14 protein-coding genes are annotated in these 16,358 nt (G+C 63.1%); 11 read left to right on the plus strand and 3 right to left on the minus strand.

What is annotated here, in order from left to right:
• Nucleotides 1-43: 43 nt before the first annotated feature.
• Both ACGYLQ_RS11890 and ACGYLQ_RS11895 read right to left on the minus strand, forming a co-directional pair.
• Entirely contained in the window at nucleotides 44-556 is a 513-nt protein-coding gene (locus ACGYLQ_RS11890; RefSeq protein ID WP_394443156.1) for a PepSY domain-containing protein, read from the minus strand.
• A gap of 99 nt (nucleotides 557-655) precedes the next feature.
• Nucleotides 656-2,233 (minus strand): DUF5928 domain-containing protein, encoded by a 1,578-nt coding sequence (locus ACGYLQ_RS11895; protein ID WP_394443157.1) that lies wholly within the window; start codon nucleotides 2,231-2,233, stop codon nucleotides 656-658.
• 170 nt (nucleotides 2,234-2,403) lie between these two features.
• On the opposite strand from ACGYLQ_RS11895, the gene ACGYLQ_RS11900 reads away from it, so the two are divergent.
• From ACGYLQ_RS11900 to ACGYLQ_RS11925, 6 genes are all read left to right on the plus strand, one after another.
• Nucleotides 2,404-3,222: a sulfotransferase family protein gene (locus tag ACGYLQ_RS11900; RefSeq protein WP_394443158.1), complete on the plus strand. Its 819-nt coding sequence runs from the start codon at nucleotides 2,404-2,406 to the stop codon at nucleotides 3,220-3,222.
• A 47-nt stretch (nucleotides 3,223-3,269) separates the two neighbouring features.
• The gene (gene smpB, locus ACGYLQ_RS11905) at nucleotides 3,270-3,758 is read left to right on the plus strand and encodes an SsrA-binding protein SmpB (RefSeq protein WP_067266812.1); all 489 of its coding nucleotides are present in this window, start codon (nucleotides 3,270-3,272) and stop codon (nucleotides 3,756-3,758) included.
• Between the two features lie 248 nt (nucleotides 3,759-4,006).
• The gene (gene sseA, locus ACGYLQ_RS11910) at nucleotides 4,007-4,861 is read left to right on the plus strand and encodes a 3-mercaptopyruvate sulfurtransferase (protein WP_067266820.1); all 855 of its coding nucleotides are present in this window, start codon (nucleotides 4,007-4,009) and stop codon (nucleotides 4,859-4,861) included.
• 33 nt (nucleotides 4,862-4,894) lie between these two features.
• Entirely contained in the window at nucleotides 4,895-6,076 is a 1,182-nt protein-coding gene (locus tag ACGYLQ_RS11915) for an amino acid aminotransferase (protein ID WP_067266822.1), read from the plus strand.
• 191 nt (nucleotides 6,077-6,267) lie between these two features.
• Nucleotides 6,268-6,924: a histidine kinase N-terminal 7TM domain-containing protein gene (locus ACGYLQ_RS11920; protein ID WP_394443160.1), complete on the plus strand. Its 657-nt coding sequence runs from the start codon at nucleotides 6,268-6,270 to the stop codon at nucleotides 6,922-6,924.
• A 3-nt stretch (nucleotides 6,925-6,927) separates the two neighbouring features.
• Complete coding sequence (locus ACGYLQ_RS11925; RefSeq protein ID WP_394443161.1) at nucleotides 6,928-7,992, plus strand: ATP-binding protein; 1,065 nt, start codon at nucleotides 6,928-6,930, stop codon at nucleotides 7,990-7,992.
• Between the two features lie 59 nt (nucleotides 7,993-8,051).
• Here ACGYLQ_RS11925 and ACGYLQ_RS11930 read toward each other — a convergent pair whose 3' ends face one another.
• On the minus strand, nucleotides 8,052-9,359 hold the full coding sequence (locus tag ACGYLQ_RS11930) for an ammonium transporter (protein ID WP_067266825.1): 1,308 nt from the start codon (nucleotides 9,357-9,359) through the stop codon (nucleotides 8,052-8,054).
• Between the two features lie 271 nt (nucleotides 9,360-9,630).
• Here ACGYLQ_RS11930 and ACGYLQ_RS11935 point away from each other — a divergent pair, with 271 nt between their 5' ends.
• The 5 genes from ACGYLQ_RS11935 (at nucleotide 9,631) to ACGYLQ_RS11955 (ending at nucleotide 16,337) form a co-directional block, all read left to right on the plus strand.
• The gene (locus ACGYLQ_RS11935; protein ID WP_394443162.1) at nucleotides 9,631-11,880 is read left to right on the plus strand and encodes a transglycosylase domain-containing protein; all 2,250 of its coding nucleotides are present in this window, start codon (nucleotides 9,631-9,633) and stop codon (nucleotides 11,878-11,880) included.
• A gap of 112 nt (nucleotides 11,881-11,992) precedes the next feature.
• Nucleotides 11,993-13,729, plus strand: coding sequence for a type I secretion system permease/ATPase (locus tag ACGYLQ_RS11940; protein ID WP_394443163.1), 1,737 nt, complete (start codon nucleotides 11,993-11,995; stop codon nucleotides 13,727-13,729).
• Nucleotides 13,726-15,036, plus strand: coding sequence for an HlyD family type I secretion periplasmic adaptor subunit (locus tag ACGYLQ_RS11945; RefSeq protein WP_394443164.1), 1,311 nt, complete (start codon nucleotides 13,726-13,728; stop codon nucleotides 15,034-15,036). Before ACGYLQ_RS11940 ends, ACGYLQ_RS11945 begins: the two co-directional genes overlap by 4 nt.
• A gap of 84 nt (nucleotides 15,037-15,120) precedes the next feature.
• Entirely contained in the window at nucleotides 15,121-15,579 is a 459-nt protein-coding gene (locus ACGYLQ_RS11950) for a RidA family protein (RefSeq protein WP_394443166.1), read from the plus strand.
• Entirely contained in the window at nucleotides 15,576-16,337 is a 762-nt protein-coding gene (locus ACGYLQ_RS11955; RefSeq protein WP_394443168.1) for a glycerophosphodiester phosphodiesterase family protein, read from the plus strand. Before ACGYLQ_RS11950 ends, ACGYLQ_RS11955 begins: the two co-directional genes overlap by 4 nt.
• Nucleotides 16,338-16,358: the final 21 nt, after the last annotated feature.

A 16,358-nucleotide genomic window follows, 5' to 3' on the forward strand; every position in this document is an offset into this window, starting at 1 on the left:
AGGGGGGTGCGGCCGGTAGAGGCGGCCGCACCTTTGGCTGGGGTTAGCCGTCGGGAGTGATTTCGCCGGTGGTGGCGTCGATCAGCAGTTCGCGTTCGCCGGTGGCGTCGGTCAGTTCGACTTCATAGACCATGCGGTCATCTTCATCGTCGAGCGAGACTTCCTCGATCCGTGTGCCGTCTTGGCTTTCCAGCTCGGTCAGCGCGGTCATCAGCACATCGCGGGCCGTGCCAGCGGCGCGCAATTCGTCCTCTTGGAAGAGGCCGCTGAGGAAGCTGGTGAGTTGCTCTTCGGATTGCTTCATCACATCGCCGGTGGCGGCATTGACGGTGACTTCGTACACAGATTCGCCGCGGACGAGGTCGATCTCATAGACCAGCGCGTCGCCTTCGGTTTCGATCTCGGCTTCCAGAACGCCGCCATCGATGCTGCTTTGCGCGGATTTGATGGCTTGGGACATGCTGATGCGCTCAGCCTCGGGGGCGGTCTCTTGCGCGAAGAGGGCTGCGGGGGCGAGCAGGAGCGATGTGGCGAGGGCGGTGAACTTATGTGTCATGGAAAACCTCTTGCGTTGTGGTGCGTCGGGCCGCGAAACGGCGGTCTTGGTTCAACGCTTGGGACGGGGGGCTGTTCCGAACGGTAGGGGCGGGCGGCGCTAATCTGCGAAGAGGCCTGCGGGCTGGACGATCGCGCGGGCCTCGTCTTGGGTCACCTTAAGGAAATGGGCGAGGGCCGCGGCGTTGGTTTCGGGGTCGGCGTATTCGGAGAGGCGGCTGTAGTTTGCGAATTGGGCGTCGCGGATTTGGTCGACCTCATGCAGCATGTTCCCGCGGATCGTGGGGAGCAGGCGGGACAGGTTTTCTTGCGATGTTTGCGCGCCGCTCAGGCCGATGCGCCGGGCGTGGCCGCTGAGATAGGCGTCGGTCAGTTTGCATTCGACTTCGAGCATGCGCACCTGCGCGCGGTCCGAGGCAAAATCGCGGAGCAGGTCGAGGTTCGACGTGTCGATGCAGACGATCAGCCGCGTGCTGTCGTAGTAGTCGTAGAGCATCCGCATCAGGGCGCGGCGGTGGCGGGTGCGTTTTTCCAGCGTGTTTTGAATGCCGCCGAGATCGGGCAGGGGGGTGTCTTCTTCGTTGAAGAGGAAATCCACCGCTGGGAGGCCGGTTTGCTGGCGTATCCGTCCGACGAGCCGTTTTGCCACATGCCATTTCTTGGCGATGATGATCAGCAGTTCACGTTCGCGGCCAAGGCTGGATTCCCTCTCCCAAAAGCGGGGGGCGAAGCGGCGGCCAATGCGGCCCCGCGCGGTGAGGAATTCGAACAGGTTGCGGCCTTCGTCGCTGCTCTGGAAAGGCACCCCTTGGGCGGCATAGAGCAGGCCGAGGCGGCGTTTGAGGTCCAGTGCCTCGGGGCTGATTTTGCGGGCGAAGAGGTGGTTCTGGCCGAGCAGCAGGTCATAGTGGTCATTGTAGAAGGTGACCGGCATGCCGTAGTCGGAAAACAGCAGAAAGGTCAGGCTGCGGTTGGCGATTTCACCTTCGGGGACGAGGTGGCGCACGAGGGTTTGAAAAAAGGTCTCATCTGGGATCCAAGTGCTGCGAAAAAAGCGGATGACATCGGGGCGCTCGTGGCTGAATGCCATAAGTGCCTCCACGGTGCGGCGGCGCAGGCACCACCACTGGCTGCCGATTTGCACCTGAAGGTCGGCAGGGATCTTGCGGGTCAGGCCGAGACGCTTTTGCGCCTCGAACATTGCATAGAAGCGTTTGCGCTGCGTGCGTTCGTTGAACCAATGGCGATAGATCAGCCGCTCTTCTTTCCAGCCGGTCTTGATCCAATCGCTTTCGAAGTAATCCACGCTTTCGATGAAATCTGCGTCAGTCTCATCAAGGAACCGATGCGCGTATTCGGCGGATTTGATCGCCATGCAATCGCCCGACAGCAGGTAGAAATGCGTGGCGCGCGGGAAGGCTTCTATCGCGGCGGTGAGCGTGTCGAGCGTGGCTTGCACCAGTGACCATTCGCCCCAGCCGCAGCGGATGCGTTTGCGCGGGAAGGTGACATTGGGGTTGTCGCGCAGGGCCGCGGTGATCTGGGCGTAGTCTTCGGCGCTTGCGGAGGCGTCGAAATGGATCGCCATGTAATCGCCCACCGCGGTCAGCCGCTCGGCTTGCCGGATAATGGCCTCCGGATCCTTGTGGCACAGCAGGATATAGGCAATTTTCGCCATGCAGGATACCGAATGTCCTTGTCGCGGCCCGCTTGCATCGGCCTTTTGTCGTGGATCACCTTCCTAGTTAATCCTGAAGACCGATTGAATAAACAGCATTTCTTTGCTTTTTTGCACCGAGGTCTGACTGTTGCTTAAAACAGCCAGCGCCAGCAGGAGGCAGGACGCGCATGGGTTTTCCCGGAACATGGATGACGGAAAGTGAGAGCATGGTGTACCGCGTGGTGCCGAAATGCGCCTGTTCGACCATCGGCCAGATCATGTATTATTCCGATCAGGGCGAATTCTTTGACGGCGACATCCATGATGCCAAGTCGGGGATTCATAAATGGGCTTTGGATGGGTCGCAGGGGCCGATCACCGAGAACGTGACGGCGCGCAAGTCCTATGCCTTTACCTGTGTGCGCAACCCTTACACGCGGATTCTGTCGTCTTTCTTTGACAAGATTTGCGGCATTCAGCGCAACGGGCGGCGCTATCGCGGCAATCTGGTGCCGCTGCTGGTGCAGAAATATGGGATCGACGTGGGCGGTGAGGACGGCAAGCAGGAGTTCGACCAGATCGCGAGCTTCCGGCGGTTCCTGCTGTTCGCCCGCGATACCATTCGTTGGCGGCGGCCAATGGACCCGGACATTCACTGGTCGGCGGTCTCGGGCCATGTCAGCACCTTTATCGTCAACGGCGGCACCTACGACCAGATCTTCTGGACCGAGCGGTTCAACGATGGGATGCAACAGGTGCTCGATGCCGTGGACACGCCGCACCCCGTCGATCTGGCGGCGATCCCGCGCTTTAATGAGAGCGAGGGCCATGGGCCCAAGCGGGCGCATCCGGTCGAGGATTACTTTGACGATCTGTCGATGCATCTGATGCGCGAGATCTACAAACGCGACTTCGATCTGTTCAAATATGACTTCGACAACCCCGGCAATAAGCAACCCCTGGGGGAGATCGATCTGGATGAGGTGCACGCCAAACTCGGTGACTGAGCGGCAGCATCTTGCACCGGGGCGGGGGGCGCTCTACATGCTTTGGCATGTCACAGGTCAAATCCAGTTCCAAATCCGATCCGAATTACAAGGTGATCGCCGAAAACCGCCGCGCGCGGTTTGATTACGCGATCGAAGAAGATATCGAATGCGGCATCATCCTTGAAGGCTCCGAGGTGAAATCCCTGCGCGAAGGCGGGGCGAATATCGCCGAGAGCTACGCCGCCGTGGAGGATGGCGAACTGTGGTTGGTGAACTCCTATGTGGCGCCCTACAAGCAGGCCAAGACCTTTCAGCATGAAGAACGGCGCCGGCGCAAACTGCTGGTCAGCCGCAAGCAATTGGCCGATCTGTGGAACGCGACGCAGCGCAAGGGCATGACGCTGGTGCCCTTGGTGATGTATTTCAACCATCGCGGCATGGCGAAGATCAAGATCGGTGTGGCTAAGGGTAAGAAGCTGCACGACAAGCGCGAGACGGCGGCGAAACGTGATTGGTCGCGGCAGAAGCAGCGGTTGTTGAAGGATCACGGGTAAGGCTGCCACGTAGGCCCGGGACAAGCCGCAGGCGCCGGGCCATCGCCTGCCCCACCCCGGGGTAGGCGATTTGGTGAGGCTGGGTGCTCCTTCGCGAGCACACATCAAACCTGAACTATAAAGTGGCATGAATACCCCATAGCATCGCCAACCCAGGGGCAGGCAACGCCCCTCACCGCCCCCTTCCACTTGCCAGCATCCCCTGCCGGTTATAGGCATGGGCAACGCCCGCGACGAAGGAGGCTCCCATGGCCGACGATCCCAAGACATTGGTTTCAACCGATTGGTTGGCTCAGCATCTGAAAGACCCGGACCTGCGCATCCTTGATGCCTCGTGGTATCTGCCCGACGCCGGGCGTGATCCGAAGGCGGAGTATGACGCCGCGCACATCCCCGGCGCGCGCTTTTTCGACATCGACGATATCTCGGACGCGCGCTCGGACCTGCCGCATATGGCCCCACCGATCGAGAAATTCATGTCGCGGCTGCGCGCCATGGGTGTGGGTGACGGGCATCAGGTGGTGGTCTATGACGGCGCGGGGCTGATGTCGGCGGCCCGGGTCTGGTGGCTGTTCCGCCTGATGGGGCAAGAGAATGTCGCCGTGCTGGATGGCGGGTTGCCGAAATGGCAGGCCGAGGGGCGCGAGACCGAAGACATGCCCCCCGTGCCGCGCGACCGCCATATGACCGTGCGTTTCCAGAACCAATTGGTGCGCGATGTGACACAGGTGGCCCATGCCTCCAAACTCGGCGATCCGCAGATCGTGGACGCCCGCGCCGCAGCACGTTTCCGCGGCGATGCGCCTGAACCGCGCGAGGGGCTGCGCGCAGGCCATATTCCCGGCGCGCGTAACGTGCCCTTCACCGAATTGCTCAACGACGACAAAACGATGAAGACCCCCGAAGAGACCCGCGCCATTTTCGAGGCGGCGGGCGTGGACCTGTCGAAACCTGTCATCACCTCCTGCGGGTCGGGCATCACCGCCGCCGTGCTGGCGCTGGCGCTGGAGCGGCTGGGCCACCGCAAATGGTCGCTCTACGATGGCTCTTGGGCGGAATGGGGCATGTTCCCCACCGTGCCCGTGGCCACCGGCGCGGCTTAATCCTTTACCGTTACCTTCCAACCGGAGAACCCCATGTTCGAGACGCTCAAGGCGCAACCCGCCGATAAGATCCTCGCCCTTGTACAGGCCTACCGCGAAGACCCGCGCGACACGAAGATCGACCTCGGCGTCGGTGTCTACAAAGACGCCAGCGGCAACACCCCGGTGATGCGCGCCGTCAAAGCCGCCGAGCAGCGCATCTGGGAAAACCAAGACACCAAGGTCTACACCGGTCTTGCAGGTGATCCGACCTATACCAATGCGATGGCCGCGCTGGTTCTGGGCGATGCCGTGCCGCGCGGCGCGATTGCCGCCGCCGCCACCCCCGGTGGCACCGGTGCCGTGCGTCAGGCCTTTGAACTGGTGCGTATGGCCAACCCCGAAGCGCGCGTTTTCGTTTCTGACCCGACATGGCCGAACCACCTGTCGATCCTGTCCTATCTGGGCATGGAAGTGGTTAACTACCGCTATTTCGACAGCGCGACCGGCGGCGTGAACTTCGATGGCATGATCGAAGACCTCAAGACCGCCAAGAAAGGCGATGTGGTCCTGCTGCACGGCTGCTGCCATAACCCCACGGGCGCGAACCTCAACAGCGCGGAGTGGGACGCGGTGATCGAAGTGCTGCAAAGCACCGGTGCCGTGCCGATGATCGACATCGCCTATCAGGGCTTCGGCGACGGGTTGGAAGCGGACGCCGCTGCGACGCGCAAAGTGGCCGCCTCGGTGCCGGAATGCCTGATCGCGGCAAGCTGCTCTAAGAACTTCGGCATCTACCGCGAACGGACCGGCATTCTGATGCTGGTGGCTGCCGAGGCGGCGCAGGGGCTGAACCAAGCCACTTTGGCCTTCCTCAACCGCCAGAACTACAGCTTCCCGCCCGATCACGGCGCGCGGATCGTGTCGACCATCCTGACCGATGACGAGCTCAAGGCCGATTGGATGGCCGAGCTTGAGGATGTCCGCAACGCCATGCTGGGGCTGCGTGAGCAGCTGGCGGGTGAGTTACAGAAACTTTCCGGATCGGACCGCTTTGGCTTCCTCGCCCAGCACCGGGGCATGTTCTCGCGCCTTGGCACCACGCCGGATAAGGTCGACGCGCTGCGTGAGAAACATGGCATCTATATGGTCGGCGACAGCCGTATGAACATTGCCGGGCTGAACCAAAACAGCGTGCCGATCCTCGCCCGTGCGATCATCGACGTCGGTATCTAACTGCGCAGCGGGCCGCGCATGTCGCGGCCCGGTCAGCCTTCGATTCTTGCGGAACAATCGCCCTATGCCTCTATTCTGGCCCGTTTTAATCAAAACTTGGTCGAAATGGCATGTTTGGATAGCTTGAGTGGAAACTCAGGGTCGGGCCAATTTTAGAATCATTATTACAGTGCATCCGCTTGGATGTGAGCTTGCCAGCGGTAGAGCTGGTGATCGTGACAGCCACGCTTGTCACCGTGTTGGGCTATTGGGTGCGCGGGCACAGCAGCCTGCCCGGTAAACATTGGTTTTTGCTGGCCATTCTGGCCATGGATTTCTGGCTTTTGTCGGTCGGGGTCGAACTTTCCGCCCCCTCTGCCGCCTGCGCCTTTGGGGTCAGCCGATGGGCGTGGATCGGCTTTGTGCTGCTGCCGACCTTCTGGGCTTTCTTCCTCTATGAATATGCGCTCGGGGCCAAGGTGCCGCGGTGGCTCGTGCCGCTTTGCGCGGGGCTTGCGCCTGCGCTGATCACCCTCGCCGCGGTGACGAGCGGTTGGCATGAGACATTCTATGGCCCGGACACCAAGTGGTTGCTGCGCGCAGAGGGGGCCTATGTCCAATCCGACCACGGGCCGTTGTTCTTCATCGCGATCACCTATCTTTACATGGTCATCATGGCGGCGGCGGTCGTGGCGGGGCGGGCGGTGCGTTCGGCCAACCCGGCGGTGCGCAGCTTTTTCCTCAAGCTTTTCGCCGCGACGCTGATCCCCATGGTGGCCAATCTGGCCTATATCTTGGGCGGCATCACCCTGTTCAATACCGATCCGGCGCCTTTCTCATTCGCGCTTTCGCTGACGCTGGTGGTCTAGCTGGTGGCCGATAACCGCTGGATCGACGTGAACGCAATCGCGCGAGAGCTGTTGTTCTACAACAGCACCGATCCGGTTTTCGTGGTCGACCCGAGCGGCGCTGCGATCGAGACCAATCCAGCCGCCGCCGACCTCTTGCGTCGGGAGGCCGACCCCGAGGCACCGCTGAGCGCCTTTGGGGAGTTGGGGCCGATCATCCGCTATCTCGCGGCCCATGGCAGCCTGCCCGACGTGACCGATATCCAATTGGGCCACCGCCATTTCGCCGTGCGCGCCCATGCGATTTCCCTGGGGGCGGGGCAGAAACAGGTGGGCTGGGCTGTGGCACTTTTGGATGTGACCGTGCAAAAGATCGCCGCTGAAAAGGCCATCGCCGCCGAGCAGATGCAGGCGCAGTTCCTCGCCACGGTCAGCCATGAACTGCGCACCCCGCTGACGGTCATCAACGGCGCGCTTGGCCTGTTGTTGCAGGGCGGGGCCAAGGTGAGCGATGCCCAAAAGGCGCGTTTGCTTGCAAAGGCCGCAGGTGGCTCCGAGACGCTGACGACCTTGGTCAATGATCTGATCGACACCCAAAGCCTCAGCAGTGCGGAGTTCAGCATCGACCTGCAACCTGCCGCTCTCGCCCCGTTGGTGCAAAAGGCTGTGGCGCGGGCGGAGAGCCTGCAACCGGAGAAGGATATCCGCTTCCGCTGCGAGATGCCCGAGACGGTGCTGACGGTCCAAGCCGATGCAGAGCGGTTGGGGCAGGTCTTTGGAAATGTGCTGTCGAACGCGGTGAAATTCTCTGCCCCGGGCGGGCAGGTGGAGGTCAGCCTTCAGCAGTCCGAAGGCATGGCGCATGTGCAGGTCAGCGACAGTGGCTGTGGCATCCCCCCGGGCGCGGAAGAGCAGGTCTTTGCGCCCTTTTCGCAGGTCGACGGCTCGGACACCAAGGTCGCCTATGGCAGCGGTCTGGGAATGCATATCACCCGGCAGATTCTGGACCGGCACGGCGGCAGCATCCGCTATGTCAGCGCGCCGGGTGTCGGCACGACCTTTACGATTTCTTTACCCCTAGTGGCCTAACGCAAACCGCCCGGCCATTGCTGGCCGGGCGGTCGATTGTTTGGCGATGTCGCCGGGGCTTAGCCCTTGGCGAACTCGGGGTAGGCTTCCATGCCCAGTTCGGACATGTCCAGACCGGTGATCTCGGCCTCTTCGCTGACGCGGATGCCACCGGCGGCTTTCAGGATCAGCCAGACGACGAAGCTGACGATGAAGACAAAGAGGCCAACCGCGGCGAAGCCGATGATCTGTGTGACGAATGATGTGCCTTCGGTATAGACCGGCACGACCAGCGTGCCCCAGAAACCGGCGATCAAGTGAACCGGGATCGCGCCGACCACATCGTCGATCTTGAACTTGTCGAGCATCGGCACGGTCAGCACCACGATGACACCACCCACGGCACCGATCCAAAGCGCCCCAAACAGCGTCGGGTCAAGCGGCCCTGCGGTGATCGAGACGAGACCGGCCAGCGCGCCGTTCAGCACCATGGTCAGGTCGACTTTCTTGTACATCACCTGCGTCAGGATCAGCGCGGCAACGGCACCGGCGGCAGCGGCCATGTTGGTGTTGGCAAAGATCTGCGCCACGGCGTCCACGTCTTCGATGGTGCCCATGGCAAGCTGCGACGCACCGTTAAAGCCGAACCAGCCCATCCACAGGATGAACGTGCCCAAAGTGGCGAGGGCAAGGTTGGAACCCGGCATCGGCACAACGCGGCCATCCTTGCCGTATTTACCCAAACGCGGCCCCAGAACGATGGCCCCGGCGAGGGCGGCGAAACCACCTGCGGCGTGCACGAGGGTCGAGCCGGCGAAGTCGCTGAAGCCCATAGCGGAAAGGAAACCGCCGCCCCACTGCCAGGACGCTTCGATCGGGTAGATGAAGCCGGTCAGCACGACCACGAAGATCAGGAAGGGCCACAGCTTGATCCGCTCGGCCAGCGCACCCGACACGATGGAGGCGGTGGTGGCGCAGAACATCAGCTGAAAGAAGAAGTCGGAGGCGTTGGAGTAGCCGCCCGCGTCGATCTCGGTTTTGATGTCCTTGGTCGCGAAGGTGCCAAAGACGCCTTCCATGATCCAATTGCCGTCACCGGGATACATGATGTTGTAGCCCACCAGCCAATACATGACCGCGGCAAGCGCAAAAAGGCCCATGTTCTTGGTCAGCTGCGTGGTGACGTTCTTGGAACGCACCAGCCCCGCTTCCAACATGGCGAAACCCGCCGCCATCCAGAAGACGAGGAAGCCGCCGATCAGGAAAAGCAGGGTGTTGAAGATGAAGGTCGTATCCGCCAGCGTCGCGTATTCCGCGTCCTGTGCCAGCGCCAGCCCGGGCAGGGCGCTGACCGCCGCTGCGAGGGGAAGTATTAAGATGGGTTTCATATGGTCGTTTCCTGTCTGCGGGTCCGAATGCGTGCTTACCGAAGCGGGCGGCTGCCCGTGCAGCATGAGAAAACCGGATATCGGGCGCTCTTGGACAGGTTTGCCTGCCATATTTGCGCCATTGCGTGGCAGTGCCGCCTAAAAAGCGGGCGCAGGCTGGAATCTGCCTATAAATTAATCAGACATTTGACGCCGATTGGACCTTGCAGCGCTAAACAAACCGCTGCAGTCAGGCTAAAGTGGCGAAAAATAGGGCCGAGCAGGCGATATTATGACCGACAAGAACAAGCGCAAACGCCCTTTGGTGGCCGACAAGCGGTATCCCGGTAAGGCCAAACCCAAGGCCAAGACCGCAGCGCGGGGCAAACCGGCCACGCGCAAGGCCGCGCCCGCCCGCCGCAAAGCCGCCCGTCCCAAACGCCCACGGCGCGGCGGTATCCTCGGCTTTTTCGCGGGGGTGGCCCGTTGGATTTGGCGGCTGATCTGGACCATCACATGGCGGGTGAGCCTTGTGATCTTCCTCGTGCTTGCCTTGGCCGTTGGCTATATCTACACCACGATCCCGCCGCTCGAAACGCTGCTGGATGGCCGCGCGCGCGGGTCTGTCACTATGCTCGACCGAGAGGGAGAGGTCTTTGCTTGGCGCGGCGACCAGTTCGGCGGCGTGGTTTCAGCGGAATCGGTCTCCAGACATCTGAGAAACGCGGTCATCGCCACCGAGGACAAGCGATTCTATCGCCATCTGGGTGTCAGCCCGCGGGGCATCGCCTCGGCCGTGCGCATTAACCTGAGCGAGGGGCGCGGGCCGCTTTCCGGCCACGGCGGCTCGACCATCACCCAGCAGACAGCCAAACTGCTCTGTCTGGGCGAGCCCTATGACCCCAGCAGCGGCATGACGGAAAAGGAATATGAGGCGGAATGCCGTCGTTCGTCCTTGGGTCGCAAGGCCAAGGAAGCGCTCTTTGCCATCGCGATGGAGTTGAAATACACCAAGAACGACATCCTCTCGATCTACCTTAACCGCGCCTATATGGGCGGCGGTGCCTTTGGGGCAGAGGCCGCGGCGCAGCGGTTCTTTGGCAAGCCCGCAGCGGCCCTCTCGCCCGCCGAAGGCGCGATGCTGGCCGGTCTTTTGACCGCGCCCACGACGCTCTCGCCCACCAACAATCTGGACCGGTCGCAAAGCCGCGCCGCCACGGTGATCCGCCTGATGGAAGAGCAGGGCTATCTCTCTGCCGCCGAGGCTGATGAGGCCATCGCCAACCCCGCGCAACTGTCCGAGGCGGCAGAGGCCGAGGCGGGCGGTTATTTCGCCGATTGGGTCATGTCCTCGGGGCCGGAATTCTTTACCCGCAACACCACCGAAGACGTGATCATCAAGACCACCCTTGATCAGCGCATCCAACGCGCGGCCGAGGAAGGTTTGAAATGGGTGTTTGAGAATAAGGTCCGCGCAGGCTCCAAGGCGCAGGCGGCGATCGTGGTGATGTCCTCCGATGGCGCGGTGCGTGCGCTTGTGGGCGGTCGCAAGACCAAGGTCGCGGGCGCCTTCAATCGCGCCACGCAGGCGATGCGGCAGACCGGCTCGGCCTTCAAACCCTTCATTTATGCCGCGGCGCTCGATCTGGGCTATTCGCCCGATGACATCATCGTGGATGAGCCCTACTGCCTGAACATTCCCGGCTCGGGTCAATGGTGCCCCAAGAACTACACCAAGAGTTTCAAGGGGCCGGTGACCCTGACCGAGGCGCTGAAAAGCTCGCTGAACATTCCGGCGGTGAAAGTCTCGGAAAGCGTGGGCCGCGAAACGGTGAGTTCGGTCGCCACCCAGTTCGGCATCAAAAGCGATCTGGCCGCTGGTCCGGCGCTGGCGCTTGGCGCATCGGAGAGCACCCTGCTTGAAATGACCGGCGCCTATGCCGGTATCCTCAACGGCGGCTCATCGGTGACGCCCTATGGGTTGGTGGACCTGCGCCTTCTGGGCGAGACGGAGCCGCTGATGGGCACCGGCGGCGGCATCAACGAACGTGTGATCCAAGAAGATGCCGCGCGCCAGTTGGTCTATATGATGGAGAAGGTGATCTCCGAAGGGACCGGCCAGCGCGCCAAGTTTGGCGGGCGGCAACTCGCGGGCAAGACCGGCACCACCTCGGCCAATAAGGATGCTTGGTTTGTGGGATTCTCGGCGGATTATGTGGCCGGGGTCTGGATGGGCTATGACGACAACACGCCGCTCACCGGGGTCACGGGCGGTGGCCTGCCCGCAGAGATTTGGCGCGAAACCATGAGCCGCGTGCATGAGGGAATGCCCCTCAAGGAGTTGCCGATGCAGGCGCCCGCCCCGCCCAGCAACCTGAGCGAGGCACAGCCAGAACCGCAGCCACAGCCGCAACCGCAGGGCGGTGGCAACCAAGGCGGCGGCGCGGACAATGTGATCGACCGGGTTCTGCGCGATATCTTTGGCGGCGGCAGCAGCGGCAGCGGGGCCAGCGCGCCCGCGCCGAACTTCCTTGACCGCTGAGGCGGTCGGCGGCGGGCCGAAAAATCAATAGCATTGGGTTGTTAAACTCAGTATCAATTCCCCAAAGGCGGGAAGGTGCTGCGCGCGTGGCGGGCAGCGTTGAAGGGGTTTGATGCAAAGCGATGTGGTGAACAGGGGGCTGTCCGAGCTGCGTCGCGTGCGCAGGCGCAGCCGTGGGCTTTATTGGGCGGTGGCCCTGTTCAGCCTTTTTGCCAATATGCTCATGCTCACCGGCCCGCTCTATATGTTGCAGGTCTATGACCGCGTGCTCGGCTCAGGGTCAGAGGAAACGCTGATCGCCCTCTCGGTTCTCGTCGTCTTTCTCTATGCGGTGATGGGGCTTTTGGACTACACGCGCGGCCGGATCATGGCGCGGGTGGGGGCGCGGTTTCAATCCGATCTCGACCGGCGGGTGTTCGACGCGGTGGTGCGCAAATCCGCCGTGGCGCCGGACGTGAAAACCAACGCGGGCCTTGCCGATCTCGAAGCTGTGCAGCGCCTCATGACCTCCCCGGTGCTGATGGCCGCCTTTGACGCGCCATGGACGCCGATCTTCTTTGCCGCGATCTTTCTGTTCCACCCGATGTTGGGCTGGCTGGCCTTGGGCGGTGCCGCCGTGCTGGTGGCAATCGCGGTGGCCAACCAAATGCTGTCGCGCGAAAGCCAAGCCCGGGCTGGCGTCTCGGGGCAGGCGGCGGATGCCATGTCGGGCCAGATCAGGGTCGAGGCGGAGATGGTGCAGGCCATGGGGATGCGCGATGCCGCCTTTACCCGCTGGCAGCAGGCTCGGGGGCAGGCGCTGGCGCAGCAGGTGAAATCGACCGACGTGGGCGGCACTTTCACCGCGATGACCAAGACGCTGCGGCTGTTTCTGCAATCCGCCATGCTGGGCCTCGGCGCTTGGCTGGTCTTGAAAAACCAGATGACGCCGGGCGCGATGATCGCAGGCTCGATCCTCTTGGGCCGGGCGCTGGCGCCGGTGGAACTGGCGTTGAACCAATGGCCGGTCGTGCAGCGGGGCCGGGCCGGTTGGGCCAATCTGGCGCAGCTTCTGGGTGCGGTGGGGGAGGAGCCCGCGCGCACCGCCCTACCACAGCCAAAGGCAAAGCTCGCCGCAAAGGCGTTGACCGTCGTGGCACCGGGTGAGAAGCAGGCGGCACTCAAGTCGATCAACTTCACCGTGGAGCCGGGGCAGGCGGTTGGCGTGATCGGCCCCTCGGGGGCGGGGAAATCGACCTTGGCCCGTACGCTCACCGGGGTCTGGCCGCCTGCGGGCGGGTCTATCCGCCTCGACGGGGCGGCGCTGGAGCATTACGGGAGCGAGACTTTGGGGCGGCATATCGGATATCTGCCGCAGCGCGTTCAGTTGTTCGACGGTACCATTGCCGAGAATATCGCCCGGCTCTCCCCCGATCCTGACGACGCCAAAGTGGTCAAGGCGGCCAAGATGGCGGCGGCCCATGAGATGATCCTCGAATTCCCGCAAGGCTATGACACGCCCATCCGCGCGGGGCAGGTGCGGCTTTCGGGCGGGCAGATGCAGCGCATCGGGCTCGCGCGGGCGCTTTATGATGACCCGGTGATCGTCGTGCTGGATGAGCCGAACTCGAACCTCGACAATACCGGCTCTCAGGCGCTGAACCACGCGATCCGACAGATGAAGGCCAGCGGGCGGTCCGTGCTGATCATGGCGCATCGCCCGGCGGCCATTCAGGAATGCGACACGCTGCTGGTGCTGGATAACGGCATGCGCAAAGCCTTTGGTCCCAAGGATGAGGTGCTGGCCGGGATGGTGCAAAACCACCGCGAGATCCAGAAAGCGCCCGCGCGCTCGGGGGGCGTGGTATGAACGCCCGTGACGACAAGCGCTGGTCGGCGAAGCGGCCCCTGATCCTTGGGTTCATCGGGCTGCTCCTGCTCTTCGGTGGTTTCGGCACTTGGGCGGTGACCAGCCAAATCGCCGGGGCGGTCGTGGCCTCGGGCCGGATCGAAGTCGACCGCAACCGGCAGATCGTCCAGCATGAGACCGGCGGCGTGGTGGCCGACATCCTCGTGGATGAGGGCGACAGCGTCGCCGCCGGGGATGTGCTGCTGCGGCTGGATGCGGAGCAGTTGACTTCGCAATTGGCCATTGTCGAAGGGCAGCTTTACGAGCTTATGGCCCGCCGGGGACGGCTAGAGGCGCAGCGCGACGAGGTCGAGACGGTCACCTTTGACGAAGAGTTGCTATCAGCCGGGGCGACGAACCCTGACGTGCAGGAATTGGTGGACGGGCAGCGCAACCTCTTTGACGCGCGCCGCGTCAGCGTGGCGCAAGAGCTTGAGCAATTGGGCAAACGCCGGGCGCAGATCAACGCGCAAATCCGCGGGGTCGATGCGCAGGAGGCCGCGCTTTCGCGGCAGTTGGAGCTGATCGAAGAGGAGTTGGCCAACCAACAATCGCTGCTGGACCGGGGCCTGACGCAGGCCTCCGCCGTGCTGACCCTCATGCGCGAACAGGCCCGCCTGCGCGGCCAGATCGGAGAGCTTTCGGCGCAAAAGGCGCAGTCACAAGAGCGGGTGACAGAGATCGACATCGAACGGCTCAAACTGCGCTCCGCCGGGCGGGAAGAGGCGATCACCCAGCTGCGCGATCTGCGCTATCGTGAGTTGGAGATGGCCGAGCAGCGCCGCGCGCTCAGGGCGGAGATTGACCGCCTTGATATCCGCGCGCCGGTGTCGGGGGTGATCTATGGCATGCAGGTGCAAACCCCGCGTTCCGTCGTGCGCGCGGCGGAGCCGCTGATGTATCTCGTTCCGCAGGACCGTCCGCTAATCATCGCCTCGCAGGTGCAGACCATTCACATTGATCAGGTCGCCGTGGGCCAAGAGGTGAACCTGCGTCTTTCGGCACTGAACCAGCGCACCACGCCGGAACTGGTGGGCAAGGTCCTTCAGGTCTCAGCCGATTCCATCGAGGATGACGCCACCGGTCAGAGCTATTACCGGGCCGAGATCGCGCTGAACCCCGGTGAGACGGATAAGCTGGAGGAAGGCACCATCCTCCTCCCCGGCATGCCGGTTGAGGCTTTCATCCGCACCGGGGAGCGCTCTCCCATGGCCTATTTGCTGAAACCGATGGCCGACTATTTCGCCCGCGCCTTCCGCGAAAGCTGAGGCGGGGCAGGTGGCAAAGGGGCTTTCCCTTGGCGCGGCGGGCGGTTAGCGTCCGCCCAGAATTGCAACCAAAGGAAGCCCGTCATGTCCCTGACCGCCCGCCTTGCCGATCTCGGCATCACCCTGCCCGACGCGCCCGCACCCGCTGCGAACTATGTGCCCTTCGTGGTCACCGGCAATACCGTCTATGTCTCAGGCCAGATCTCCAACGGGCCGGATGGGTTGATCACGGGGCGTTTGGGCGCCGATATGGATGTCGACGCCGGTGCCGCCGCTGCGCGCAGCTGTGCGCTGAGCCTTCTGGCGCAGGTCCGCGCCGCCTGTGATGGCAATCTGGATCGGCTCAAGCGTGTGGTGAAACTGACCGGTTTCGTGAACTCCACCGCCGATTTCACCGACCAGCCCAAGGTGATCAACGGCGCCTCCGATTTCATGGTCGAGGCGTTGGGCGATGCGGGCCGTCACGCCCGCTCGGCGGTCTCTGCCGCATCGCTGCCGCTGGGTGTCGCCGTCGAAATCGAAGGCATCTTTGAGATCGAATGACCCTTCCTGCCGCCTTCTTGAACATTCCGCTGGCGCATCGCGCGCTGCATGACCTCGCCGCTGGACGGCCCGAGAACAGCCGCGCCGCCGTGCGCGCGGCTGTCGATGCGGGCCTGGGGATCGAGATCGACCTGCAACTCAGCGCCGATGGCAAGCCGATGGTGTTCCACGATTACGGGTTGGAACGGCTGACGGCAGAGCAGGGCGCGGTTCGGCTGCGCGACGCAAGCGCCCTTGCCGCGATCCCGCTGAAGGGCGGTGATGAGGGGATTCCGACGCTTGAAGAAATCCTCGACCTCGTTGCCGGGCGCGTGCCGCTCTTGGTGGAGTTCAAGGATCAGGACGGTGCCATGGGGCCGGATGTCGGTGCGCTTGAGGCCGCCGCGGCGGAACCGCTTGGCCGCTACCGCGGTGATCTGGCGGTCATGTCCTTCAACCCGCATTCGGTGCGCGCGCTGGCCCGGCTTTTGCCCGAGGTGCCGCGCGGTCTGACCACCAGTGCCTATCGCCCCGATGAATGGCCGCTGCCCGCCGCGACCTGCGACCGGCTGCGCGAGATTCCCGATTACGCCGACAGCGGGTCTTGTTTCATCAGCCATGAGGCCGACGACCTGAACCGCCCGCGTGTGGCGGAACTCAAGGCCGAAGGGGCGGCGGTGCTCTGTTGGACGATCCGCAGCCAAGCGGAGGAAAAGATCGCGCGTAAGGTGGCGCAGAACGTGACCTTTGAGGATTATCTGCCGCGCCCGCGCCCTTGATCTGCGAGGCCGAGGCCACAC

Source organism: Sulfitobacter sp. 1A12779 (assembly GCF_043557315.1).
GTDB lineage: Bacteria > Pseudomonadota > Alphaproteobacteria > Rhodobacterales > Rhodobacteraceae > Sulfitobacter > Sulfitobacter faviae.

What these genes read in the sequence shown, in the direction of transcription:
- ACGYLQ_RS11955 (WP_394443168.1), top strand. Translation starts at nt 15,576, where the DNA reads ATGACCCTTCCTGCCGCCTTCTTGAACATTCCGCTGGCGCATCGCGCG.
- ACGYLQ_RS11940 (WP_394443163.1), top strand. Translation starts at nt 11,993, where the DNA reads ATGCAAAGCGATGTGGTGAACAGGGGGCTGTCCGAGCTGCGTCGCGTG.
- ACGYLQ_RS11890 (WP_394443156.1), bottom strand. Translation starts at nt 556, where the DNA reads ATGACACATAAGTTCACCGCCCTCGCCACATCGCTCCTGCTCGCCCCC.
- ACGYLQ_RS11900 (WP_394443158.1), top strand. Translation starts at nt 2,404, where the DNA reads ATGGGTTTTCCCGGAACATGGATGACGGAAAGTGAGAGCATGGTGTAC.
- ACGYLQ_RS11915 (WP_067266822.1), top strand. Translation starts at nt 4,895, where the DNA reads ATGTTCGAGACGCTCAAGGCGCAACCCGCCGATAAGATCCTCGCCCTT.
- ACGYLQ_RS11930 (WP_067266825.1), bottom strand. Translation starts at nt 9,359, where the DNA reads ATGAAACCCATCTTAATACTTCCCCTCGCAGCGGCGGTCAGCGCCCTG.
- ACGYLQ_RS11950 (WP_394443166.1), top strand. Translation starts at nt 15,121, where the DNA reads ATGTCCCTGACCGCCCGCCTTGCCGATCTCGGCATCACCCTGCCCGAC.
- ACGYLQ_RS11945 (WP_394443164.1), top strand. Translation starts at nt 13,726, where the DNA reads ATGAACGCCCGTGACGACAAGCGCTGGTCGGCGAAGCGGCCCCTGATC.
- smpB (WP_067266812.1), top strand. Translation starts at nt 3,270, where the DNA reads ATGTCACAGGTCAAATCCAGTTCCAAATCCGATCCGAATTACAAGGTG.
- sseA (WP_067266820.1), top strand. Translation starts at nt 4,007, where the DNA reads ATGGCCGACGATCCCAAGACATTGGTTTCAACCGATTGGTTGGCTCAG.
- ACGYLQ_RS11895 (WP_394443157.1), bottom strand. Translation starts at nt 2,233, where the DNA reads ATGGCGAAAATTGCCTATATCCTGCTGTGCCACAAGGATCCGGAGGCC.
- ACGYLQ_RS11935 (WP_394443162.1), top strand. Translation starts at nt 9,631, where the DNA reads ATGACCGACAAGAACAAGCGCAAACGCCCTTTGGTGGCCGACAAGCGG.